Here is a 22473-nt window from a genome sequence, read left to right on the forward strand (position 1 = left end):
CGGGGCGGAGATTCGGCAGGACTGTGATGAGACACGACCGGTGCGCGAACACCGGTCGGTCAAGCTCCTGATCAGGCCAGCTGCTCCGACCGGGCCGGGGCCGGTAACCACGAGCGGACAAGTCCCGCCAAAGGCACTGAGCCAGTCAGCCGAAGGGTCACGCTCGCAGTTGCCTGCCCACAGCCCAGCACCATCAGGCTGCGAAGGGAATCCTCACAGTCAGCCGACGTGGACGCCCTCCGGGCCGTCCGTCGCCAGCTCGGTGTGCTTGACGTTCAGGAACGCCCAGATGATGGCCGACGCTCCCAGCATCAGGAACGAGGCGACCAGGAAGGCATGGGTGGCACCCTCGGGGAAGCTCGACCCGAAGACCGCGGCCTCGATGAAGGAGAGGTCGGTGCCCGGCACCGGAGCGGTCGGGTCGCCGCCGCCCGCCGTGATCGCCTCCGCCATCGGGCCGGAGACCTCGTCGGCCTGACCGTTCATGAAGTGCAGGGCCACGGTGCTGAGGGTGGCCAGACCGAGCGCGCCTCCCACCTGCTGCATCGTGTTGAGCACGCCCGAGCCGATGCCGGAGTCCTCGGCGCGGACGTGGTGCACCGCGGTCAGTGTCATCGGCACGAAGGTGAGCCCCATGCCGACCGCCATCAGCACGATGAACGGGAAGATCCGGGTCCAGTAGTTGATGTCGGCCCCGCCGTCGGTCAGTGCCTGCAGCACGGCCTGCGGTGACTCGTCGATCGGGATCCGCGAGAACATGAACAGCGCCGCCGCGGCCAGCAGCGTGCCGGTGCCCGCGAGGTAGCGCGGGTCCACCCGCGAGACCAGGTTGGACGCCAGACCCGCCCCGATCACGATGCCGAAGGAGAAGGGCAGGAACGCGAAGCCGGCCTCCAGGGGGCCGAAGCCCATCACCTGCTGGATGAAGAGGCTGAGGAAGTAGAACATCGCGAACATCGCAGCGGGAGCAACCATCATCGCGGCGAAGCTCGTGGCCCGGGTGCGGTTGGCGAAGATCCGGACGGGGAGCAGCGGGTGCGACACGCGGGACTCGATGAACGCGAAGGCCACGAGCAGGAGCAGGCCACCGGCGAGGGGCGCGATCGTCTGGACGTGGTCCCAGCCGTAGGCCTCCTCGCCCGCGCGGGACAGGCCGAAGACGATCCCGAGCAGTCCGAGCGTCCCGGTGATCGCACCGGGGACGTCCATCCGTCCGACGTGCGCGTCGGACTCGGTGAGCACGCGCGGCGCCGCCAGGGCGGCGATCAGGCCGATCGGGACGTTGATCAGGAAGGTCAGCCGCCAGCCGTCGACGTCCACGCCGAGGAAGGTGTCGAGACCGGTGAGCCAGCCGCCGAGGATGAGGCCGATGGCCGCACCGATGCCCGACATCGTCGCGTACGCCGCCATCGCCCGGTTGCGTGCGGGGCCGGCCGGGAACGTGGTGGTGATCAGTGCCAGCGCGGCGGGCGCCGCCATCGCGGCGCCGACGCCCTGGAGGGCGCGAGAGGCCAGCAGCAGCCCCTCGTTGGTGGCGAGGCCGCCGAGCAGCGAGGCGACCGCGAAGACGGCGAGGCCGGTGGCGAAGAGCCGGCGCCGGCCGTAGAGGTCGCCGAGCCGGCCGCCGAGCAGCAGCAGGCCGCCGAAGGCGAGGGCGTAGCCGGTGACGATCCAGGTGAGGTTGGCCTGGGTCATGCCGAGGTCCGCCCCGATGTAGGGGAGTGCGATGTTGGCGATCGTGGCGTCGAGCACCACCATCAGCTGCGCCGTGAGGATCAGCACCAGGGCGAGCCCGAGGTGCTTCGGCGGCGCCTCCTCGACCGTGGCGGACGAGGTCGTCGCCGCAGGGTCGAGCGATTCGACGTTGGTCATGAACGTTCCTTCGGTGAGGTGTTGGGTGAGGGGGGTGAAGCGGTGCTGCTAGCCGCGGTTGGCGGCGGCCGGAATGATCACCTGGTCGATCACTGCGGTGATGAGCTCCTCCGTGGGGAACTCCCCGAGGAGGAAGAGCCGGTGGAGCAGGATCCCCGGCAGGGCCGGGCCGAGGATGTCGAGGTCGATGTCGTCGCGGATCTCGCCCCGGGCCCGTGCTCGCTCGAAGATGGCCGTGTTGATCGCCGCCTTCGGCCCGATGAAGTCGCGCCGGAAGGCCTCGGCGAACTCCGCGTCGCGGCTGATCGCGGTGATGACGCTGCCGAGCAGGGCCATCTGCCGGGCGTCGGTCATCCCGCCCATCCCGCAGAACGCGCCGATCAGGTCCCCGCGGAGGCTGCCCGTGTCGGGGAGGGACGGAGCCTCCTTCTGCGAGATCAGGGCGTCGATGACGAGCGCGGCCTTGCCGTTCCACCGCCGGTAGAGCGTCGCCTTCGACGCCTTGGCCCGGGCAGCGACGGCGTCCATCGTCAGCCGGTCGTAGCCGGCCTCGGCGAGGACGTCGAGCGCCGCGTCGAGGATCTCCTGCTCGCGGTCGCCCTCCACGCGGGGTCGCAGCTGGTCGGCTGCCGCCTGAAGTGCTCGCTTGGGGGACATCATGCTCCTCGGAGGATGGAACGGTACGGTTTCGTTTCAACTGATAGTACGAAACCGTACCGTTTCGTGCAACGCGATACTCGGTCCGGTGTCCAGAGGACACCGTGGGACCTTCGGGTGTGACAGCGACGACCCTGCCGGACGGCACCGACACCCGGTCCCGGCCGGGGCCGGTGTCGGCGCGAGGCGGCAAGATGTCCCCATGAGCGAGGCCGCCCTCCCCGTCGTACCCACCGAAGTCCGCGAGGAGCACGCCACGCTCGTCGACGCCGTGGAGGAGGCGCGGTGGCGCTACTACGTGCTCGACGACCCCACGCTCTCCGACGCCGAGTTCGACCGGATGATGCGGCGGCTGGAGGAGCTGGAGGAGGAGTACCCGGAGCTCCGCACCCCCGACTCGCCGACGCAGAAGGTCGGCGGGGCGGTGTCGACGGAGTTCACCGCGGTCGACCACCTGCAACGCATGGAGAGCCTGGACAACGCGTTCTCCTTCGAGGAGCTGGAGGCGTGGCACGCGCGGATCGCGCGCGACGGGATCGAGAGCCCGCCGCTGCTGTGCGAGCTCAAGGTCGACGGGCTCGCCATCAACCTGCTCTACGAGAAGGGGCGGCTGGTGCGCGCCCTGACCCGCGGCGACGGGCGCACGGGCGAGGACGTCACGCCGAACGTGAGGACGATCGACTCGGTGCCGCACCGGCTCACGGCGAGCGACGACTTCCCCGTCCCCGAGCTGGTCGAGGTCCGCGGCGAGGTCTTCCTCCCCGTGGAGGCGTTCGAGGCGCTCAACGTGGCGATGACCGAGGCCGGCAAGGCGCCCTTCGCCAACCCCCGCAACGCGGCGGCCGGCTCGCTGCGCCAGAAGGACCCGCGGGTCACCGCGACCCGCGCCCTCGGCATGGTCTGCCACGGGCTCGGCGAGCGTCGCGGCTTCGAGCCGCGGGCCCAGTCCGAGGCCTATCGGGCGCTGCGCGCGTGGGGCCTGCCGACCTCCGACCGCGTGGCCGTGGTGGGGACCCTGCGGGAGGCCGAGGACTACATCGGCCGCTACGGCGAGGAGCGCCACTCCGTCGAGCACGAGATCGACGGCGTGGTGATCAAGGTCGACGACGTCGCGCTCCAGCGGCGGCTCGGGTCGACCAGCCGCGCGCCGCGGTGGGCGATCGCCTACAAGTACCCGCCCGAGGAGGTGAACACCACGCTGCTCCGGATCGACGTCAACACCGGGCGGACCGGTCGAGTCACCCCCTTCGGCGTGATGGAGCCGGTGCGGGTCGCCGGCTCCACCGTCGAGATGGCGACCCTGCACAACGCCCACGAGGTGCGGCGCAAGGACGTCCGGCCCGGTGACACGGTGGTGCTCCGCAAGGCGGGCGACGTGATCCCCGAGATCGTCGGCCCGGTGCTCGCCCTCCGCCCCGAGGGTCTCCCCGTGTGGGAGATGCCGACCGCCTGCCCGGCCTGCGGCACGCCGCTGGCACAGCAGAAGGAGGGCGACAAGGACCTGCGCTGTCCCAACCACGAGCACTGCCCGGCGCAGGTGCGCGAGCGGGTGTTCCACGTGGCGGGGCGCGGCGCGTTCGACATCGAGGGGCTCGGCTACGAGGCGGCGGTCGCCCTGCTCGAGGCCGGCGCCATCGCCAACGAGGGCGACATCTTCGACCTCACCGTCGACAAGCTGCTCACCACGCCGCTCTTCACGCGGGCCCCGAAGAAGGGGGAGGAGGGCCCGCACGTCTCGGCCGACGGCTCGCGAGCCCTCACGGCCAACGGCCAGAAGCTGCTCGACAACCTCGCCGAGCGCCGGGCGGTCCCGTTGTGGCGGGTGCTGGTCGCGCTGTCGATCCGGCACGTCGGCCCGACCGCGGCGCGCGCCCTCGCCGCGGAGTTCGGCTCGATGGAGCGCATCCGGACGGCGTCCGAGGCCGCGCTCGCCGCCGCCGAGGGGGTCGGACCGACCATCGCGGCCGCGGTCATCGAGTGGTTCTCCGTCGACTGGCACTGCGCGATCGTGGACAAGTGGACCGCGGCGGGCGTGGCGATGGCCGACGAGCGCGACGAGTCGGTGCCACGCACGCTGGAGGGCCTCACCATCGTGGTCACCGGCTCCCTCGAGGACTTCTCGCGCGACTCGGCCAAGGAGGCCATCCTCGCCCGCGGCGGCAAGGCGTCGGGATCGGTGTCGAAGAAGACCGACTACGTCGTGGTCGGCGACAACGCCGGCTCGAAGGCCGACAAGGCCGAACAGCTCGGGGTGCCGATCCTCGACGAGGCGGGGTTCAAGCGGCTGCTGGAGGGCGGCGCCGACGCGTTGGCCTGATCCGGTCACGCCGTCCGGCGGACGCTGTCACACTCGCGCGGTGCGGAACCTGCTCGTCGGCGTCCTGGCCCTGCTGACCACCGTCGGCTGCAGCTCCCGCGCGGAGCCGGACGAGCCGGAGCCGGACGCGCCGGAGCCGCCCGCCAGCGTCGCCCAGCCGGCGGGCGCGCCCTGCGCCGCCGCGGCGCTCGACGACGTGACCGTCGACGACGGCCACGAGCTGGTCTTCACCTCCTACCGCGAAGGCGCCGGCGACCTCTGGGTGGTGCGGGCCGACGGCACCGACGCCGTACGCCTGACCGACGACGCGCTGCTCGAGATCACGCCGGCATGGTCGCCCGACGGTCGGCGGATCGCGTTCGCCTGCGCCACCGGCGAGGACGCCCAGTACGACCTCTACGTGATGGACGCCGACGGCAGCCGACGGCGCCGGGTGACTGCCACCCCCGAGTGCGAGGAGACGCCCCGCTGGTCGCCCGACGGCGCGCGGCTCTACTTCACCGGCGGGCCGTGCGGCGGCGCCCACGCCGTCGCGGTGGTCGACGTCGACGGCACCGACCGGGCCGAGCTCGCGCCGGTCGGCAGCTGGCCCGCGCTCTCTCCCGACGGGCGACGCCTGCTCTACGACGTGCCGATCGAGGGCGGCACCTTCCTCGAGACCACCCTGTGGTCGGTCGGCGTCGACGGCGGGAAGCCCGCGGAGCTGGGCCCCGCTGGCCTGCCTGCCGCCTACGAGTCGTCGTGGTCGCCGGACGGCGAGCGGATCGCCTTCATCTCGCCGACCGGCGACGTGACGGCGGAGGACCCTCCTCGGTGGGGCGAGGACGTCTTCGTGATGCGCGTCGACGGCACCGGCGTACGCCGCCTCACCCGCACTCCCGGCAACGACCACTGGCCACCGGCCTGGTCCCCCGACGGCCGGTTCCTGGTGTACTCGGCCGACGGGGCGGCGAACGAGGACGGCGTGCTGACCCGCATCGACGTCGACACCGGAGAGACGCGCGCGCTGACCCAGCCCGGCAGGCACGCGCTCTTCGCGGACTGGCGCGACTGACCCGTCCCCACGACCGGTGCAGACTTGGTCCATGTTGCGGTCGGTCCCGGCGGTCATCCTCGCTCTCGTGCTCACCGGCTGCTCGGGTGCGGATCCCGTGGACGAGTCGCCCCCCGACGGCGCGGAGACCGCTTCGTCGAGTCCCGCGCCCACCGAGCAGCAGCCCCCTGCCAGCGAGGGCACCACGGATGCCGAGCCGCCGCACCCGGTCTCCCTCGAGGCGCTGGCCGCGAAGGACTTCAACGGCGGCCGGCTGCGGCTGGGCGAGCAGGTCCTGAGCACCGCGTCCCACCGGCAGCACGTCGTCACCTACCGCAGCGGCGACCTCACCATCTCGGGCCGGATCGCGATCCCGCACGGCCGGGGTCCGTTCCCCACCGTGGTGCTCGCCCACGGCTACATCGACCCCGCGGTCTACGTGAACGGGCAGGGCATGACCCGTGAGCGCGCGTGGTTCGGCGACAACGGCTACGTCGCGCTCCACGTCGACTACCGCAACCATGCCGGCTCCTCCGACGACCCGCAGGGTGAGCTCGACATGCGTCTGGGCTACACCGAGGACGTGATCAACGCCGTCCATGCGCTGCGCGCCTGGGACGGGCCCGTGGACGACGAGCGGGTCGGCCTGGTGGGCCGGTCGATGGGCGGGGGAGTCGTCTACAACGCCCTCGTCGTCGCGCCGGGCCTGGTCGACGCCGGAGTCGCCTTCGCGCCGGTGAGCTCCGACGCCGTGGACAACTTCGAGCGCTGGATCCGACCCGATCCCGGCCGCGACACGGTCGCCCGCCGGATCATCCGCCGCTACGGCGAGCCGTCGGAGAGCCCCGAGTTCTGGGACGGCATCAGCGCGCGCACCCACTTCGACGACATCACCGAGCCCGTGCTCATCCACCACGGCACCCTCGACGACACCTGCCCCCTGCGCTGGAGCCGCGAGACCGCGCGGCTGATGGAGCGCGCCGGCGTGGACGTCACCCTCCGGACCTATCCCGGAGAGGGGCACGCGTTCGGACCGCAGTTCCCAGTGTCGATGCAACGCACCGTGCGGTTCCTCGACCGGCACCTGGCCTGAGCTGCCTGACGTCAGCCTCCGACGGCCCGCAGCCAGTGCTCCACGTCGTCGGCCCGCGTCAGCCGCACCACGGGCAGTGCGGGGTGCGCGGCGGCGGCGGTGGCCACCCACGCGTCGGGCTCCGCACCGAGCTCGGCCCGCACCCGGCGCAGCGTCCGCCGGACGATGCCGGTGAGCGAGACCGGCGCGGGAAGGTCGTGGTGCACCAGAGCCTCCGCCCGGTCGAGGAGCGGGGCCCGGCCGGCGTCGTACTCGCCGGCGGCGATCCAGCCGTCGAACGCGGCGAGCCGGGCGACGTCGTCGGCCCCGAGGAGCTCCGCCAGCGGCACCAGCGGTACGTCGATCACGTCGGCGGCCCGGCGGGCGAAGGTGTCGAGGGCCGGCCCCGCCGTGCCGGTCACGATCACTCGCTGCGGGATCCTGGGTGGGACGGGGTGGGCGGGGGGCACCTGCCGGATTCTAGGGACTGCACCGACCGGTCCCCCCGTGGGCCGCCCCGGCACCCCGGCCGCGGCGGGCCGGAGCCTAGGATTGCGGGCATGCCCGAGATCTCCCGCGACGAGGTGGCCCACCTGGCCGATCTCGCCCGGATCGACCTCGACGACGCCGAGCTGGACCACCTGGCCCCGCAGCTCAATGTGATCCTCGAGTCGGTCGCGTCCATCCAGGGGGTGGCCGGCGACGACGTCCCGCCGACCTCCCACCCGATCCCGCTGACCAACGTCTTCCGCGACGACGTCGTGGTGCCGGGGCTGACGGCGGAGCAGGCGCTCTCCGGGGCGCCGGAGGCCGAGGACGGACGGTTCCGGGTGCCCCGGATCCTGGGGGACGAGCAGTGAGCGACCTGACGCGCCGGACCGCCGCCGAGCTGGCGGACGCCCTGGCTGCCGGCGAGACCACGTCCGTCGAGATCACCCAGGCCCACCTGGACCGCATCGCCGCGGTCGACGGCGACGCCTCGACCGGCGTCCACGCGTTCCTGCACGTCGACGCCGACGGGGCGCTGGAGCAGGCCGCGGCCTCCGACCGGCGCCGCGCCGCCGGTGAGCCGCGGCACCCGCTCGACGGGGTGCCGATCGCGATCAAGGACGTGCTGGCCACCCAGGGGCTGCCCACGACCTGCGGATCCCGGATCCTCGAGGGCTGGGTGCCGCCGTACGACGCCACGGTGGTCCGCAAGGTGAAGGCCGCCGGCCTGCCGATCCTCGGCAAGACCAACATGGACGAGTTCGCGATGGGCTCCTCCACCGAGCACTCCGGCTACGGTCCCACCCGCAACCCGTGGGACCAGAGCCGGATCCCCGGCGGGTCCGGCGGCGGCTCGGCCGCCGCGGTCGCCGCCCACGAGGCGCCGCTGGCGCTCGGCAGCGACACCGGCGGCTCGATCCGCCAACCCGGGGCGCTCACCGGCACCGTCGGCGTCAAGCCGACCTACGGCGGGGTCTCCCGCTACGGCCTGGTCGCGCTGGCCAACAGCCTCGACCAGGTCGGCCCGGTGACCCGGACGGTGCTCGACTCCGCGCTCCTCCACGACCTGATCGGCGGTCACGACCCGCTCGACTCCACCTCCGTCGACGAGCCGGTCGGCCGGTTCGTCGAGGCGGCCCGCCAGGGAGCGGGCGGCGACCTCGCCGGCCTCCGCGTCGGCGTGATCCGGGAGCTGGCCGGCGACGGCTGGCAGCCGGGCGTGATGGCGCGCTTCCAGGAGACCGTCGACCTGCTGCAGGAGCTCGGCGCGAAGGTCACCGAGATCTCCTGTCCGTCGTTCGTGCACTCGCTCGCGACGTACTACCTGATCCTGCCCGCGGAGGCCTCGTCGAACCTCGCGAAGTTCGACGCCATGCGCTACGGCCTGCGCGTCGTGCCGGACGGCAACCCCAGCGCGGAGGACGTCATGAAGGCGACGCGCGACGCCGGGTTCGGCGACGAGGTGAAGCGCCGCATCATCCTCGGCACCTACGCCCTGTCGAGCGGCTACTACGACGCCTACTACGGCCAGGCGCAGAAGGTGCGCACGCTGATCGCCCGCGACTTCGCCGCGGCCTTCGAGGACGTCGACGTGCTCGTCTCGCCGACCTCGCCGACCACGGCGTTCCCCCTCGGCGAGAAGCTGGACGACCCGCTGGCGATGTACCTCCAGGACCTCGCCACCATCCCGGCCAACCTGGCCGGCGTGCCGGGCATCTCCGTGCCGGCGGGCCTCGCCGACGAGGACGGTCTCCCCGTGGGTCTCCAGGTGCTCGCGCCGGCGCTCGCCGACGACCGCCTCTACCGGGTGGGCGCCGCCGTCGAGGCCGCGCTCACCGCCCGTTGGGGCGGCCCCATCCTCGACAAGGCACCGACCCTGGAGGCGGCACGATGACCGAGACGCTCGTCCCCTTCGACGAGGTCGTCGAGAAGTTCGACCCCGCCCTCGGGCTCGAGGTGCACGTCGAGCTCAACACGAACACGAAGATGTTCTGCGGCTGCCCGACCGAGTTCGGCGCGGAGCCCAACACGCAGGTCTGCCCGACCTGCCTGGGCCTGCCCGGCGCGATGCCGGTGGTCAACGGCATGGCGGTCGAGTCCGCGATCCGGATCGGCCTCGCGCTGAACTGCGAGATCGCCGAGTGGTGCCGGTTCGCCCGGAAGAACTACTTCTACCCGGACATGCCGAAGAACTTCCAGACGTCGCAGTACGACGAGCCGATCGCCTTCGACGGCCACCTCGACGTCGAGGTCGAGGGCGAGACCTACCGGGTCGAGATCGAGCGCGCGCACATGGAGGAGGACACCGGCAAGTCGCTGCACGTGGGCGGCTCCGACGGCCGCATCCACGGCGCCGACCACTCCCTCGTGGACTACAACCGCGCCGGGATCCCCCTGATCGAGATCGTCACCCGGCCGATCCTCGGCACCGGTGACAAGGCCCCCCTGGTCGCCAAGGCGTACGTCGCCGCGCTCCGCGAGATCCTGCTCGGCCTCGGCGTGTCCGACGTGCGGATGGAGCAGGGCTCGATGCGCTGCGACGTGAACCTGTCGCTCGCGCCGGCCGGCAGCGATGCGCTCGGGACGCGCACGGAGACCAAGAACGTCAACTCGCTGCGGTCGGTGGACCGCGCCGTCCGCTACGAGATGTCCCGTCACGCGGGCGTGCTGCTCGCCGGCGGGTCGGTGCTGCAGGAGACCCGGCACTTCCACGAGGACAACGGCACGACCAGCTCCGGTCGGGTCAAGTCCGACGCCGAGGACTACCGCTACTTCCCCGAGCCCGACCTGGTGCCGGTCGCGCCCAGTCGCGCCTGGGTGGAGGAGCTGCGCGCGACGCTGCCCGAGCCTCCCGCCGTACGACGTGCGCGGCTGCAGGAGGAGTGGGGCTTCTCGGACCTGGAGATGCGCGACACGGTCGGCGCCGGGGCGCTCGACCTCGTCGAGCAGACCGTCGCCGCCGGCGCCACCCCGCAGGCGGCGCGGAAGTGGTGGCTCTCCGAGCTGGCCCGGCGCGCGAACGACGCCGGCGTGGACCTCGCCGCGGTCGGCGTGACGCCCGAGCAGGTCGCCGCCGTCCAGGCTCTCGTCGACAGCGGCAGGATCAACGACAAGCTCGCCCGCCAGGTCTTCGACGGCCTGATCGCCGGTGAGGGCACGCCGGAGGAGGTGGTCGCCGCCCGCGGGCTCGAGATCGTCTCCGACGAGGGCGCGCTGTCCGCCGCCGTCGACAAGGCCATCGCCGACAACCCCGACGTCGCCGACAAGATCCGGGACGGGAAGGTCGCCGCCGCCGGCGCGCTGATCGGTGCGGTGATGAAGGAGATGCGCGGCCAGGCCGACGCCGGGCGGGTGCGGGAGCTGATCCTCGAGAAGCTCGGCTGAGCTGGGGTCGGCTGGGGGCGCGGCGGCTGTCGCGGGGCTGCGGTTTCGTAGGTGGTACGGGTCCGAAAGGGCTTTTAGGCGGACCGGTTCTGGTTGTGGTCGGGTTGCGTTGCCGGCTGCCGTTTCGTAGGGCGCGGGGCGGGTGCCGTGGGGGCCGCGATCGTTGTCGCTGCAACCCGGTTTGCGCCACCTTTCGTCCACAGCGCCGGATGGAGAATCGTCTGTCCCCAGGCGGGTTTCCGGCTCGGGGTTGTGTCGGCGGGTGGTGCTTTGATGGGTGTCATGGAGCTCGGGAACGAAAGCGACGCGGAGGGGCAGTTCGATCACTGCTCGGACCGTGAGCTGCTCGAGCACCTCGCCGGCGGCCTCCGTGCTCGCAGGTCCCTCCTGATCGACGAGTGGAGGGCGATCGTCGCGTGGGCCGACCGCAACGTCGTGGACTGCGAGGAGGGCGCCGCTACCGTCATCGAGGGGTATGTGGACACCGGGATCCCGATCGCGGGCCCGGGTGCACCGCTGGTGTCGGAGTTCGCGTTGATGGAGCTGATCGCGACCCTGGAACGCAACCCCGACGGTGGCCGCGCCTACGTCGGCCGGGTGATCGGGTGCGCGTGGCGACTCAAGCAGATCTACGCCGCCGTCCTCGCCGGGCGGTGTGCGCCGTGGAAGGCCGAACGGGTCGCCGACCTCACCCACGACCTCAGCCTCGAGGCCGCTGCGTACGTCGACCGGAAGCTCGCCCCGCACATCCGGTCGTGTTCGTGGCGGGAGGTCGAGCACCACATCGACGAAGCCATCACCCTCTACGACCCCGAGGCGGCTGAGGCCCGCCGTGAGGAGTCGTCGGACTCCCGGCGGTTCGACGTGCACCTCGACCATCTCACCGACGGCGTGGTGCAGGTCGACGGCGTCCTGGACGCTGCTGATGGCGCGGACCTGGACACCGCCGTCAACCGCCGCGCGGTGTTGTTGGGCAAGCTCGGCCACGACGGGTCGCTCGATGTGCGGCGGGCGGTCGCGGTCGGCGACTTGGCCCGCAACGACCTGACCCTCGACCTCGAGACCGTCGACGAGTCCACCGGCGAGGTCACCACCGCATCCCGCGGCCGGAAGGCCGTGCTCAACGTCCACGTCTCGGATGCCGCCATCACCAGCGCTACTGGTGAGACTGCTGCTCCGGTGGGGCGGTGGGAGGACCAGCAACGCCCCATCACCGTCGCACAGATCAAGGAGTGGCTCGCCACTTCTGGGACGACGGTGGTCGTGCGTCCGGTGATCGACCTCGCCGGACACATCCCGGTGGACTCCTACGAGATCCCCGACCGCCACCGCCACCAGGTCGAGCTGCGCGACCACCACTGCGCGTTCCCGTGGTGCGGCCGCCGCGCCAGTCGCTGCGACCTCGACCACGCCCTCCCGCACAGCCGGGGCGGGGTGACGTGTCCGTGCAACCTCGTCCCGGCCTGCCGGGCGCATCATCGGGCGAAGACGTTCTCCACCTGGCGCTACGTGATCGTCCAACCCGGCACGTACCTGTGGATCACCGCGAACGGGCGGCACTTCCTGGTCGACCACACCGGCACCAGGACCCTCGACCCACCCGTCCACGTCGACGAGACGGTCATGGGCATCCCGCCCGACCACGACACCCGGCCCTGGCCCATCCAGACCGGCCCACCCTGCCCCGGCTAGCGACCCCGCTCCGCACCCCACCGCCAGGTGGGGCCAGCGGCATGCCCGGCCCTCTAACCTGCGGCCATGCGATTCCCCTGGGACACATCCGTCACGGCCTTCGTCGAGGGCGCCCAGTGCTTCGTCCGTACGACGGCACTCGTGGGAGACCGGTGGAACGAGCCCGGGCTGGGGGAGTGGGACGTCCGGAGCCTGGTCGGGCACACCAGTCGCTCCTTCATCACCGTCGAGGAGTATCTCGCCCGGCCGGCGGAGGCCGTGGCGGTGGAGGATCCGGCGGCCTACTACCTGGCCACGAGGGAGATCGCCGCTGGCGCGGGGGTCGCGCAGCGCGGGAGGGATGCCGGCGTCGCGCTGGGGGAGGACCCGGCGGCGGGCGTGGCCGCCATCGCGGAGCGCGTCGTGCCGCTGCTCGACGCGTGCGACGGCACCGAGCTGGTGACCACGATCGCCGGCGGCATGCGACTGGGCGACTACCTGCCGACCCGCGCCTTCGAGCTCGCGGTGCACACCGCCGACCTCGCGGCGGCGCTCGGCGTGACCGTGCCGCTTCCCGTCCCCACCGCTGCCCAGGCGCTCGCGATCGTCGCCGACCTCGCAGCAGTCGACGGCGTCGCCAGTGAGCTGCTGCTGGCGGTCACCGGTCGGCGGGGGCTCCCGGACGGCTTCAGCCTGCTCTGAGGAGCACCCGGCCGGGACCACCGGTGGCCGCCGACGTGGGACCGGCGGCGGTGCGGCGGTAGGCTGCGGGCGACAACCAAGCACACGTCCTTGCTGGGGGAAGCCGGTCGAAGTCCGGCGCTGACCCGCAACCGTAGGCCGTCCCGACGGGGCGGTGAGCCGGAGCACCTGGCGGGCACGTCCTGACACAAACGCTGTCGTGGAGCGCAGCGGGTCGTCGGCCTCGCCGGTCCTCCCGCTGCATGCAGCGGGAAGGAACCCATGTCCACGCACTCGCACCGTCCGCTCCGCCTCCTCGGGGCGGTCGGCCTGGCCCTCGCCCTCGGCCTGACGGCCTGCGGCAAGGAGGACGACGGGAAGCAGACGGTGCGCGACGACGCGTCGGCGACCACGGAGACCCCGGAGGCCGCGCTGGCCGGTGCGGCGTGGCTCGAGGGCGAGCTGCAGGACGGCGTGCTGTTCAACCGCGAGTTCAAGACGGCCGACTACAGCACCACCGTCGAGGCGGCGTACGCCCTGCTCGCCGTCGACGAGCACAGCGAAGCCGTCCCGCAGATCTCCGAGGCGCTCGCCGGCGGTGTCGACGAGTACGCGAGCCCCGGCGAGGACGTCTACGCCGGCTCGACCGCCAAGCTGGTCTCGTTCGCAGCCGACACCGGCGCCGATCCGCACGAGTTCGGCGGCGAGGACCTCGTCGCCCAGCTCGAGGAGCGCACCGCCGACGAGGGCGCCACGGCCGGCCGGATCAGCGACCAGAGCGAGTACGGCGACTTCGCCAACTCCTTCGGCCAGGCCTGGGCCGTGCGCGGGCTGACCCTCGCCGGCTCCGAGGAGGCCGACGCCGCGCGCGAATTCCTGCTGAAGCAGCAGTGCGAGGCCGGCTACTTCCGGCTGAGCTTCGCCGAGCCCGACGCGGCCGATCAGAGCTGTGGCGCGGCCGGCGGCAAGGGGGAGCCGGTCGACACCACGGCCCTCGCCTACGTGCTCCTGCACGACCTCGCGGAGGACCACCCCGACCTGGCCGCGGCACTCGACCGGGGCATCGACTACATCCTTGCCGAGCAGGCCGACGACGGCTCGTTCTCCGGAGGCAGCGGGGGAGCGGTCATCCCCAACAGCAACAGCACCGGGCTCGCCGGCTGGGCACTGCACCTGGCGGGCGAGGAGGAGGCCGCGGCCGAGGCGGCCGCCTGGGTCCGGGCCCACCAGCTCGGCGAGTGCGAGGGCCCCCTGGCCGACGAGACGGGCGCGATCGCGTTCGACGACGCCGCGCTGTCCGCGGCCGCTGAGCGCGGGCTGACGCCCAAGAGCGAGTACCAGTGGCGCCTGGCCACCGCGCAGGCGCTCCCGGCGCTGCTGGCGGTTCCCGAGGGCGCGGCGGAGGCGCCGTGCCCGGCGTCGTAGCGCTCCTTCGTGCGGCGGTGGCCGCGGGCGTGGTGCTCGCGGCCGCCCCGCTGACGGCGCCGACCGCGGCCGCCGGCGAGGCGGTCACCACCTGCGCGTCCGACGAGGTGACCGTCGTCGTCGACTTCAACGAGCTCGGCGGCCGCACCCGGGTCGCGTGCTCGGTGAAGGCCGGCACGGCCGCGCACCTCTTCCGCACGAGCGGCTTCCCGCTGACCTACACCCGCGCCCCCGGCATGCAGGGCTTCGTGTGCAGCGTGAGCGGGAAGCCGGAGAAGGGCCCGTGCACCCAGGGCACCGCCTACTGGAGCCTGTGGTGGTCCGACGACGCCGGGGAGTGGACCTACGCCACGCTCGGCGCCGACCAGCTGGAGGTGCCCCGCGGCGGCTACGTGGGCTTCGCCTGGCACCAGGGCGACGTGGACGCGGCGCCGCCGGACGTGGTGGTCGCCGACGGCGGCCTCGCCGCCGGCGCTGGTGAGCAGGTCGCCGAGGGCGCGCCCGAGCCGGCGGCCGACTCCGGCGAGGGCGGGTTCCCGCCGTGGGCTGCCGTCGCCCTGGGCCTCGTCGTGCTCGGCGCGGCGGCCGCCGTACCGCTCGCGCGGAGGCGCTCGTCGTGAGGATCCCGCGGGACCTGCACCCCGTCGCCTGGTGGACCTGGGCGGTCGGGCTGGCCGTCGGGGCGTCGTGCACCACCAACCCGGTCCTCCTCGTCCTGCTGCTCGCCGTCGCCACGGTCACCGTGCTGACCTGCCGCTCCGACCAGCCGTGGGCCCGCTCCTTCCGGCTCTACCTCTGGCTGGCGCTGCTCGTCGTGGTGGTCCGGGTGGCCTTCCGGATCCTGCTCGGCGGTGACGTGCCCGGCGAGGTGCTGTTCCGGCTGCCCGAGATCCCGCTGCCGGACTTCGCGGCCGGCATCAGCCTGCTCGGCGCGTTCACCCGGGCCGAGCTGGTCGCCTCGATCTACGAGGGCGGCCGGCTGGCCCTGATCCTGGTCGCCGTCGGAGCGGCCAACGCGCTCGCCAACCCCAAGCGGCTGATGAAGTCGCTGCCGCCGGCGCTCTACGAGGTCGGCACCGCGATGACCGTCGCGATCAGCGTCGTGCCGCAGCTGGCCGACAGCGCCCGACGGGTGCGTGCGGCGCAGCAGCTTCGGGGCGGCCCGCAGGGACGCTTGCAGCGGTTCCGCGGCGCGCGGCGGATGCTCGTCCCGATCCTGGAGGACTCCTTCGAGCGCTCGCTGGCCCTCGCCGCCGGGATGGACGCGCGCGGCTACGGCCGCACGGGAGTGCTCAGCGCCGGCCAGCGCCGGGCCACCGGTGCGCTCATGCTGACCGGCCTCCTCGGCGTCTGCGTCGGGGTCTACGCCTTCCTCGACGGCACCGCACCCCGCCTGCTCGCCTGGCCGATGCTCGTCCTCGGCACCGGCACCGCGCTGGTCGGGTTCACGCTCGCGGGCCGTCGCGTACGACGCACCCGCTACCGGCCCGACCGCTGGCGGCTGCCCGAGGTGCTGGTCGCCCTCTCCGGCGTGGCCACCGGTGCCGGCCTGTGGGCCGTGCAGCGCACCGACGTCTTGGTCGCCCATCCCGCGGTCACCGCCGCCCCGGACGTGTCCCTGGCCGCGGTGGCCGCGGTGGTGGTCGGAGTGCTGCCGGTGTGGGTGGCGCCGCCGCCGCTGACGGCGCAGCGGCGTGCCGAGGCGTCGACCGCGCCAGCACCGGTGCGGGAGGCGGTGGCGGTGCGATGATGGAGCTGCGCGACGTCACCTTCCGGTACGACGACGACCCGGTGCCCGTGCTGGAGCACGTCGACCTCGCCGTCGAGCACGGCGAGCTCGTCGTGCTCGCAGGGCCGACCGGCTCGGGGAAGTCGACCCTCCTCGGCATCGTGGCCGGGCTGGCCCCGGCCTTCACCGGCGGCACGCTCACCGGCGACGTGCTGCTGGACGGCACGAGCGTCCTGCACCAACCGGCCCGGGAGCGAGCGCACGTCGTCGGCTACGTGGGCCAGAACCCGCCCGCCTGGTTCGTCACCGACACCGTGGAGGAGGAGCTGGCCTTCGGCATGGAGCAGCTCGGCCTGCCGGCACCGACGATGCGGCGCCGGGTGGAGGAGACCCTGGACCTGCTGGGGATCGCCGACCTGCGCCACCGCGACCTGCGCACGCTCTCCGGAGGCCAGCAGCAACGGGTGGCGATCGGCTCCGTCCTCACCGCGCACCCGCGGCTCCTCGTGCTCGACGAGCCGACCTCCGCGCTCGACCCCACCGCGGCCGAGGACGTGCTCGCGACCCTGACGCGACTGGTGCACGACCTCGGCGTCTCCGTTCTCGTCGCCGAGCACCGGCTCGAGCGGGTGGTGCCCTTCGCCGACCGGCTCTGCCTGATCGGCGGCGACCCCCGTCGGCCCGGTGCGCTCCGGGTCGGAGACCCCGCGGAGGTGCTCGCGACGTCCCCCATCGCACCCCCCATCGTGGAGCTCGGCCGGCTCGCCGGCTGGGAGCCGCTGCCGCTGACCGTCCGCGACGCCCGCCGCCGGGCCGGACCGCTCAAGGCCCGGCTGGAGGGGCTCGTCCCCGGCGGCCACCCCGGCACCGGTGTGCGAGAGGAGCCGCTCGCCACCGCACGCCGCCTGGTGGTCGCCCACGGCCGGACCCCGGTGCTGCGCGAGGTCGACCTCTCGCTGCACGCGGGCAGGGTCACCGCGCTGATGGGCCGCAACGGCGCGGGCAAGTCGACGCTGCTGTGGACCCTCCAGGGGCGGCACGCGCCGCAGCGCGGCACGGTCCTGGTCGCCGGACGGGAGCCGGCGACGCTCCGTGCCGACCAGCGGCGCGCGACGACCGGCCTGGTGCCCCAGAGCCCGGCGGACCTCCTCTACCTCGAGACGGTGGCCGAGGAGTGCGAGGCCGCCGACCGGTCGGCCGGCGCGGCGGGCGGGACCTGCCGCGACCTGCTCGACCGGCTCGCGCCGGACATCGACCCCCAGCACCACCCGCGCGACCTCTCGGAGGGGCAGCGGCTCGCGCTCGCGGTGTCGATCGTGCTGACCGCCCGGCCGCCGGTCCTGCTGCTCGACGAGCCGACCCGCGGCCTGGACTACCCGGCCAAGCGGGCGCTCGCCTCCGTGCTGCGCGAGCTGGCCGCCGAGCCGGGGTCCGAGCGCGCGGTGCTGGTCGCCACGCACGACGTGGAGTTCGTCGCCCAGGTCGCCGACGAGCTGGTGGTGCTCGCGGAGGGCGAGGTGGTCTCCGCAGGGCCGGTGGCCGTCGCCCTCGCCGAGTCGCCGGCATTCGCCCCGCAGGCGACCAAGGTGCTCGGGCCGGGCTGGCTGTCCGTCGACGACGTCGCCGCCGCGCTCACGGCCGCCGGTGAGGTCGCCCGATGAGCGGGGAGCGGCAGGTCGCCGTACCACTGCGGCTGCGATCCTCCGCGGTGCTCGCCGTCACCTCGGGGATCGGGGTGCTGATGCTCGCGTGGCCGCTGCTGCTCGAGGTCGACCCCGCGTCGACGGAGCGCGTCGACCCGCCTTTCCTCTTCCTGCTGCTGCTGCCGGTCGTCCTGGCCGTCGTGCTGGCCGAGCTGAGCGAGGGGGGCATGGACGCACGCGTCCTCGCCGTGCTCGGCGTGCTCAGCGCGGTCAACGCCGTGCTGCGGCTGGTCAGCGCCGGCACGGCGGGCCTGGAGCTGGTCTTCTTCCTGCTGATCCTCGGCGGCCGGGTCTTCGGCGCCGGGTTCGGGTTCGTGCTCGGCTGCACGTCCCTGTTCGCGTCCGCGCTGATGACGGCCGGCGTGGGCCCGTGGCTGCCGTTCCAGATGCTGGTCGCGGCGTGGGTCGGGATGGGAGCGGGCCTGCTGCCCCGCAGGACGCGGGGGCGCCGGGAGATCGTGATGCTCGCGGCGTACGGCGTGGTCTCGGCCTACGTCTACGGTCTGCTGATGAACCTCCAGGGCTGGCCGTTCATCGCCGGGGTCCAGGTGCCGGGCCAGGACTCGACCGAGCTGTCATACGCGCCGGGGGCGCCGCTGCTGGAGAACCTGCACCACTTCCTGCTCTACACGGTGCTGACCTCGACCGGCGGCTGGGACACCGGCCGCGCGATCACCAACGCGCTGGCGATCGCCCTGCTGGGGCCGGCGGTGCTGACCACGCTGCGGCGGGCGGCACGTCGCGCGCGTGTCGTGCGGACCTAGGGCTCGACGAGCAGGATCCGGTCGTCCTCGGGCGCCGGCGAGCCGCGGCCGTCCCGGTTGCTGGTCGTCACCCACAGGCGGCCGGCGCCGTCGCGGGCCACGCTGCGGATCCGGCCGTACTCGCCCGCACCGTCAGCGAAGAAGTACGACGTCGGGTCGCTCGCCTGTCCGTCGGTCACGGTGACCCGCCACAACCGCTCCCCGCGCAACGCCGCCATCCACAGGTGGCCGCCGGCGTACGCGAGGCCGGACGGCGACGCCTCGGACGTCCGCCAGGTCAGTGCCGGCTGGGCGAACCGGTCCGGTCCGCCGCTGCCCTCCACGGCGGGCCAGCCGTAGTCCTCGCCGGGGACGATGCGGTTGAGCTCGTCGGCCTCGTCGTTGCCGAACTCCGAGGCCCACAGCAGGCCCTGGTCGTCGAACGCCAGACCCTGCACGTTGCGGTGTCCCCAGGACCAGACGACGGTGCCGAACGGGTTCTGCGGCGCCGGCTCGCCCTCGGTGGTGATCCGCAGGACCTTCCCGGCGAGCGAGTCGCGGTCGCGGGCCAGCTGCGGGTCCCCGGCCTCGCCGGTGCTGACGTAGAGGTGGCCGTCCGGTCCGAAGAGGAGCCGGCCGCCGTCGTGGATGACACCGGTCGGGATGCCGGTCAGCACCGGCTCCACGTCGCCGAGCCGGTCGCCGTCGAGCCGGGCTCGGACCACCCGGTTGTCCTCGGCGGTGCAGACGTAGAAGTAGACCAGGCCGTCGGAGTCGAAGCTCGGCGACACGGCCACGCCGAGGAGGCCGGCCTCGCCGCGAGGATCGGTCGCGGGGATCCGTCCGACCTCCACCACCTCGCCCTCGCCCTCGGCGGAGCCGTCGGTCACCTCCGGAGGGGTGACGACGAGGACCCGGGCCGAGTCACGCTCGGCGACCACCGCCCGGCCGTCGGGCAGGAAGTCCAGGCCCCAGGGGACCTCGAGCCCGCTGGCGACGGTGGCGACGACATCAGGCTCTCCGTCGGCGGTGAAGCCGTTCCCCCCGTCCTCGGCCGTGGCGGTCGGTGAGGCCGAGGCGGTCCCGGAGACGTCGACCTCGCTGACGTTGCCGCTCTGACCGCAGCCGGCCGCGAGTCCGGACGTGAGTCCGAGCGCGAGTGCTGCGCCGAGCAGCGCGCGGGGCCTGCTCACGCGAACCGCGCCAGGAAGTCGAGCAGCACCTCGTGGACCCGGTCGGGCTGCTCGAGGTGGACGAAGTGGGAGCCGCGGAGCTCGACGTACTCGCTGGACTCCAGCCGTCGGGACGCACTCGCCATGTCGCGGGCGCCCGCCAGGACGTCGTACCTCCCGGCGATGAAGACGGTCGGCACCTCGATCCGGCTCAGCCGCACCCGCGCGTGGCGCGACGTGCCGAGGGCCAGCCGGGCGTACCAGTCGACGGGGGTCAGCACGAACTCCTTGAGGCCGATCGCGGCGGCCTCCGGGTCGGCGACCGGGAACATGAAGCCGGTCCGGCCAAGGAGCCGGACGGTCCGCGGCCCCACCGGGATGCGGCGGACGAAGGGGCTGGCGACCCAGCCGGTGTGCTTGGCGACGCGGCAGAGGTTGACGGTCAGCGCCCGCGCGACGGGTCGCGGCAGGCGCAGCGGCGCCAGCATCGTGCCGAAGGTGTCGCCCGGGACGCCGCACACGGCGACGATGCCGCGGACCCGCTCGGGATGGCGGTAGGTGAGCTCGAAGGCGGTGTTGACTCCCATCGACCACCCCATCAGCACCGCACTGTCGATGCCGAAGTGGTCCATCACCGACAGGCCGTCCTGCACGAAGTGCTCGATCTCGACGCCGCCCTTGTCGCGCGGGCGCTCGGAGCCGCCGACGCCGCGGTGGTTCCACGACACGACGCGCACGCCGCACGCCGGGTCGAGAAGCCAGGGCCAGAGGAAGGCGTTGGTGCCCAGACCGTTGCAGAGCACGACGGTCGGACCGTCGATCACCCCGTCGGGGTCGTTGGTCCACGCGCGCAGGTAGGTGCCGTCGTCGGACAGGACGTCGCGGTGGGCCACCGACGCGGACCGGAGCCGCTGCTCGGGCGTGGATCGGGAGGTCGGCATGGCCCGATTGTGCCCGACCGCGCCCACGACCCTCAGCCGACGTCCGGGTGGATCGGCAGCCGGGTCGCCCTCGTCGCGCCGATGCTGGCCACCACGACGCAGCCGATCGCGGCCCACTGCACGGGCGCGAGGTCCTCGCCGACCACGATCAGCCCGGCCAGCGCCGCCGCCGCCGGCTCGAGGCTCATCAGCACTCCGAAGGTCGCCGCCGGCAGGCCCCGCAGGGCGACCAGCTCGGCGCTGTAGGGCACGACCGAGCTGAGCAGCCCGACCGCCGCTCCCATCAGCAGGATGCGGGTGTCCAACAGTGCCCCCTGCTCGACGGTGAGCAGCAGCGGCCCGAGGAGTGCCACCGCCACCAGGCTCGCCACCGCGAGACCGTCGAGTCCGGCCCACCGGCGGCCGGTCTCGGCGCTGGAGAGGATGTAGCCGGCCCACGCCGCGCCCGCCAGCAGCGCGAACGCGACCCCGGCGGGGTCCAGGTGGGTGCGCTCGAAACCGAGCAGCACCACCCCGACCGCGGCGAGCGCCACCCAGGCGAGGTGCCGTGCGCGACGGAAGCCGACCGCCGCGAGCACCAGCGGGCCGATGAACTCGATGGTGACGGCGACGCCGATCGGGATCCGCGAGAACGACTGGTAGATCGCCCAGTTCATGGTGCCGAGGCAGGCGCCGAACCGGATCACCGCCAGCCAGTCGGCACGGTTCCGGCCGCGCAGCCGGGGCCGTGCCCACAGGACCAGTACGACGGCGCTGCTGGCCAGCCGCAGCCAGACCACGCCGTCCGGCTCGATGTCGTCGAAGAGCCGCTTGGCGAAGCCCGCTCCGAGCTGTACCGAGGCGATGCCCAGCAGCACGAGGGCGATCGCCGCACCCAGCGGCGGTCGGTGGGAGGGGGCGCCGGGCACGGGCCCAATCTAGGAGTGCGAGGCCCCGGCCGGCGTGGCGGGCGGCTCCGGCGGCGATCCGTACCGTGGTCGGCATGGCTCACTCGACGGGGCTCGAGCAGCGGACGGCGTGGACGGTCGGCCACTGGAGCTGTCCTCAGTCCGTCGTGGTCGATCGGCTGCTCGCCCACGACATCGACCTCCTCGTCGACGTCCGCGCTCAGCCGGGCTCGCGTCGCAACCCGCACTTCGACCAGGAGCGGATGCCGGGCTGGCTCGCCGACGCGGGGATCGGCTACCGCCACCTCCCGGACCTGGCCGGCCGTCGGCGCCGACAGGACGTCGATCCGGCACTGAACGCCGGGTGGCGCAACCAGAGCTTCCACAACTACGCCGACTACGCCCTCGGCCCGGCCTACCGGAGGGGGATCGCCGAGCTCGAGGCGCTCGGCACCCGGCATCGGGTCGCGGTGATGTGTGGAGAGCCGATGCCGTGGCGGTGTCACCGGCTCCTGATCGCCAACACCCTCGCCGCTCGCGGCTGGACCGTCTGGCACCTGATGGGCGACGGAAGCTCGCGCCGCCACGAGCTGGGGCGGTGGGGATCCACGCCGAGGGTCGGTCCCCACGGTGAGCTGACCTATCCGGCAGAGCCGGAGCCGGGCGACGACCGGTGAGACGAAGCAAGCCGCCGACC

Annotated in this window: 20 protein-coding genes; 14 read left to right on the top strand and 6 right to left on the bottom strand. The window is 73.3% G+C overall.

The window, feature by feature from the left end:
• Nucleotides 1-219: 219 nt before the first annotated feature.
• Nucleotides 220-1872: an MFS transporter gene (locus ACPOLA_RS17610; protein WP_435771809.1), complete on the bottom strand. Its 1653-nt coding sequence runs from the start codon at nucleotides 1870-1872 to the stop codon at nucleotides 220-222.
• Nucleotides 1873-1920: 48 nt separating this feature from the next.
• Nucleotides 1921-2532 (bottom strand): TetR/AcrR family transcriptional regulator, encoded by a 612-nt coding sequence (locus tag ACPOLA_RS17615; protein WP_435771810.1) that lies wholly within the window; start codon nucleotides 2530-2532, stop codon nucleotides 1921-1923.
• A 199-nt stretch (nucleotides 2533-2731) separates the two neighbouring features.
• Between ACPOLA_RS17615 and ligA the strand changes: the two genes are divergently transcribed.
• Genes ligA through ACPOLA_RS17630 form a run of 3 tightly spaced genes read left to right on the top strand, consistent with a single transcriptional unit; the run spans nucleotide 2732 to nucleotide 6972 of the window.
• Nucleotides 2732-4846 carry an NAD-dependent DNA ligase LigA gene (gene ligA / locus ACPOLA_RS17620; protein ID WP_435771811.1) on the top strand — a complete coding sequence of 705 codons (2115 nt, stop codon included), beginning with the start codon at nucleotides 2732-2734 and terminating at the stop codon, nucleotides 4844-4846.
• 40 nt (nucleotides 4847-4886) lie between these two features.
• Complete coding sequence (locus tag ACPOLA_RS17625; RefSeq protein WP_435771812.1) at nucleotides 4887-5900, top strand: TolB family protein; 1014 nt, start codon at nucleotides 4887-4889, stop codon at nucleotides 5898-5900.
• 31 nt (nucleotides 5901-5931) lie between these two features.
• The gene (locus ACPOLA_RS17630; protein WP_435771813.1) at nucleotides 5932-6972 is read left to right on the top strand and encodes an alpha/beta hydrolase family protein; all 1041 of its coding nucleotides are present in this window, start codon (nucleotides 5932-5934) and stop codon (nucleotides 6970-6972) included.
• Nucleotides 6973-6983: 11 nt separating this feature from the next.
• On the opposite strand, the gene ACPOLA_RS17635 is transcribed toward ACPOLA_RS17630, so the two are convergent.
• Nucleotides 6984-7421 carry a hypothetical protein gene (locus ACPOLA_RS17635; protein ID WP_435771814.1) on the bottom strand — a complete coding sequence of 146 codons (438 nt, stop codon included), beginning with the start codon at nucleotides 7419-7421 and terminating at the stop codon, nucleotides 6984-6986.
• Nucleotides 7422-7511: 90 nt separating this feature from the next.
• Between ACPOLA_RS17635 and gatC the strand changes: the two genes are divergently transcribed.
• The 10 genes from gatC to ACPOLA_RS17685 all read left to right on the top strand — a co-directional run bounded on the left by gatC (nucleotide 7512) and on the right by ACPOLA_RS17685 (nucleotide 18797).
• Nucleotides 7512-7811: an Asp-tRNA(Asn)/Glu-tRNA(Gln) amidotransferase subunit GatC gene (gene gatC, locus ACPOLA_RS17640; protein WP_435771815.1), complete on the top strand. Its 300-nt coding sequence runs from the start codon at nucleotides 7512-7514 to the stop codon at nucleotides 7809-7811.
• Entirely contained in the window at nucleotides 7808-9334 is a 1527-nt protein-coding gene (gene gatA, locus ACPOLA_RS17645; RefSeq protein WP_435771816.1) for an Asp-tRNA(Asn)/Glu-tRNA(Gln) amidotransferase subunit GatA, read from the top strand. Before gatC ends, gatA begins: the two co-directional genes overlap by 4 nt.
• Nucleotides 9331-10824, top strand: coding sequence for an Asp-tRNA(Asn)/Glu-tRNA(Gln) amidotransferase subunit GatB (gatB, locus tag ACPOLA_RS17650; protein ID WP_435771817.1), 1494 nt, complete (start codon nucleotides 9331-9333; stop codon nucleotides 10822-10824). The genes gatA and gatB overlap by 4 nt, the downstream gene beginning before the upstream one ends.
• A 282-nt stretch (nucleotides 10825-11106) precedes the next feature.
• Nucleotides 11107-12516 carry an HNH endonuclease gene (locus ACPOLA_RS17655; protein WP_435771818.1) on the top strand — a complete coding sequence of 470 codons (1410 nt, stop codon included), beginning with the start codon at nucleotides 11107-11109 and terminating at the stop codon, nucleotides 12514-12516.
• Between the two features lie 66 nt (nucleotides 12517-12582).
• Complete coding sequence (locus tag ACPOLA_RS17660; protein ID WP_435771819.1) at nucleotides 12583-13197, top strand: maleylpyruvate isomerase N-terminal domain-containing protein; 615 nt, start codon at nucleotides 12583-12585, stop codon at nucleotides 13195-13197.
• A gap of 261 nt (nucleotides 13198-13458) precedes the next feature.
• Nucleotides 13459-14601 (top strand): prenyltransferase/squalene oxidase repeat-containing protein, encoded by a 1143-nt coding sequence (locus ACPOLA_RS17665; protein WP_435771820.1) that lies wholly within the window; start codon nucleotides 13459-13461, stop codon nucleotides 14599-14601.
• Nucleotides 14586-15221, top strand: coding sequence for a hypothetical protein (locus tag ACPOLA_RS17670; protein ID WP_435771821.1), 636 nt, complete (start codon nucleotides 14586-14588; stop codon nucleotides 15219-15221). The genes ACPOLA_RS17665 and ACPOLA_RS17670 overlap by 16 nt, the downstream gene beginning before the upstream one ends.
• Complete coding sequence (locus ACPOLA_RS17675; RefSeq protein ID WP_435771822.1) at nucleotides 15218-16351, top strand: energy-coupling factor transporter transmembrane component T; 1134 nt, start codon at nucleotides 15218-15220, stop codon at nucleotides 16349-16351. Before ACPOLA_RS17670 ends, ACPOLA_RS17675 begins: the two co-directional genes overlap by 4 nt.
• Entirely contained in the window at nucleotides 16348-17991 is a 1644-nt protein-coding gene (locus tag ACPOLA_RS17680) for an ABC transporter ATP-binding protein (RefSeq protein ID WP_435771823.1), read from the top strand. Before ACPOLA_RS17675 ends, ACPOLA_RS17680 begins: the two co-directional genes overlap by 4 nt.
• Nucleotides 17988-18797, top strand: coding sequence for an ECF transporter S component (locus ACPOLA_RS17685; protein ID WP_435771824.1), 810 nt, complete (start codon nucleotides 17988-17990; stop codon nucleotides 18795-18797). Before ACPOLA_RS17680 ends, ACPOLA_RS17685 begins: the two co-directional genes overlap by 4 nt.
• Here ACPOLA_RS17685 and ACPOLA_RS17690 read toward each other — a convergent pair.
• The 3 genes from ACPOLA_RS17690 to ACPOLA_RS17700 are packed head-to-tail and all read right to left on the bottom strand — an operon-like array spanning nucleotide 18794 to nucleotide 21797.
• Nucleotides 18794-19969 (bottom strand): PQQ-dependent sugar dehydrogenase, encoded by a 1176-nt coding sequence (locus tag ACPOLA_RS17690; protein ID WP_435771825.1) that lies wholly within the window; start codon nucleotides 19967-19969, stop codon nucleotides 18794-18796. The two genes, ACPOLA_RS17685 and ACPOLA_RS17690, sit on opposite strands and share 4 nt — an antisense overlap.
• A complete protein-coding gene (locus ACPOLA_RS17695) occupies nucleotides 19966-20889 on the bottom strand; it encodes an alpha/beta fold hydrolase (RefSeq protein ID WP_435771826.1) in 924 nt (307 codons plus the stop codon). The genes ACPOLA_RS17690 and ACPOLA_RS17695 overlap by 4 nt, the downstream gene beginning before the upstream one ends.
• Nucleotides 20890-20921: 32 nt before the next feature.
• Nucleotides 20922-21797, bottom strand: a complete 876-nt coding sequence (locus tag ACPOLA_RS17700; protein ID WP_435771827.1) for an EamA family transporter — start codon at nucleotides 21795-21797, stop codon at nucleotides 20922-20924.
• A 74-nt stretch (nucleotides 21798-21871) separates the two neighbouring features.
• Here ACPOLA_RS17700 and ACPOLA_RS17705 point away from each other — a divergent pair, with 74 nt between their 5' ends.
• Nucleotides 21872-22453, top strand: a complete 582-nt coding sequence (locus tag ACPOLA_RS17705) for a DUF488 domain-containing protein (protein WP_435771828.1) — start codon at nucleotides 21872-21874, stop codon at nucleotides 22451-22453.
• The last annotated feature ends 20 nt before the right edge of the window (nucleotides 22454-22473 follow it).

The organism is Nocardioides proteolyticus (assembly GCF_051280635.3).
In the GTDB taxonomy this organism is placed as follows: domain Bacteria; phylum Actinomycetota; class Actinomycetes; order Propionibacteriales; family Nocardioidaceae; genus Nocardioides.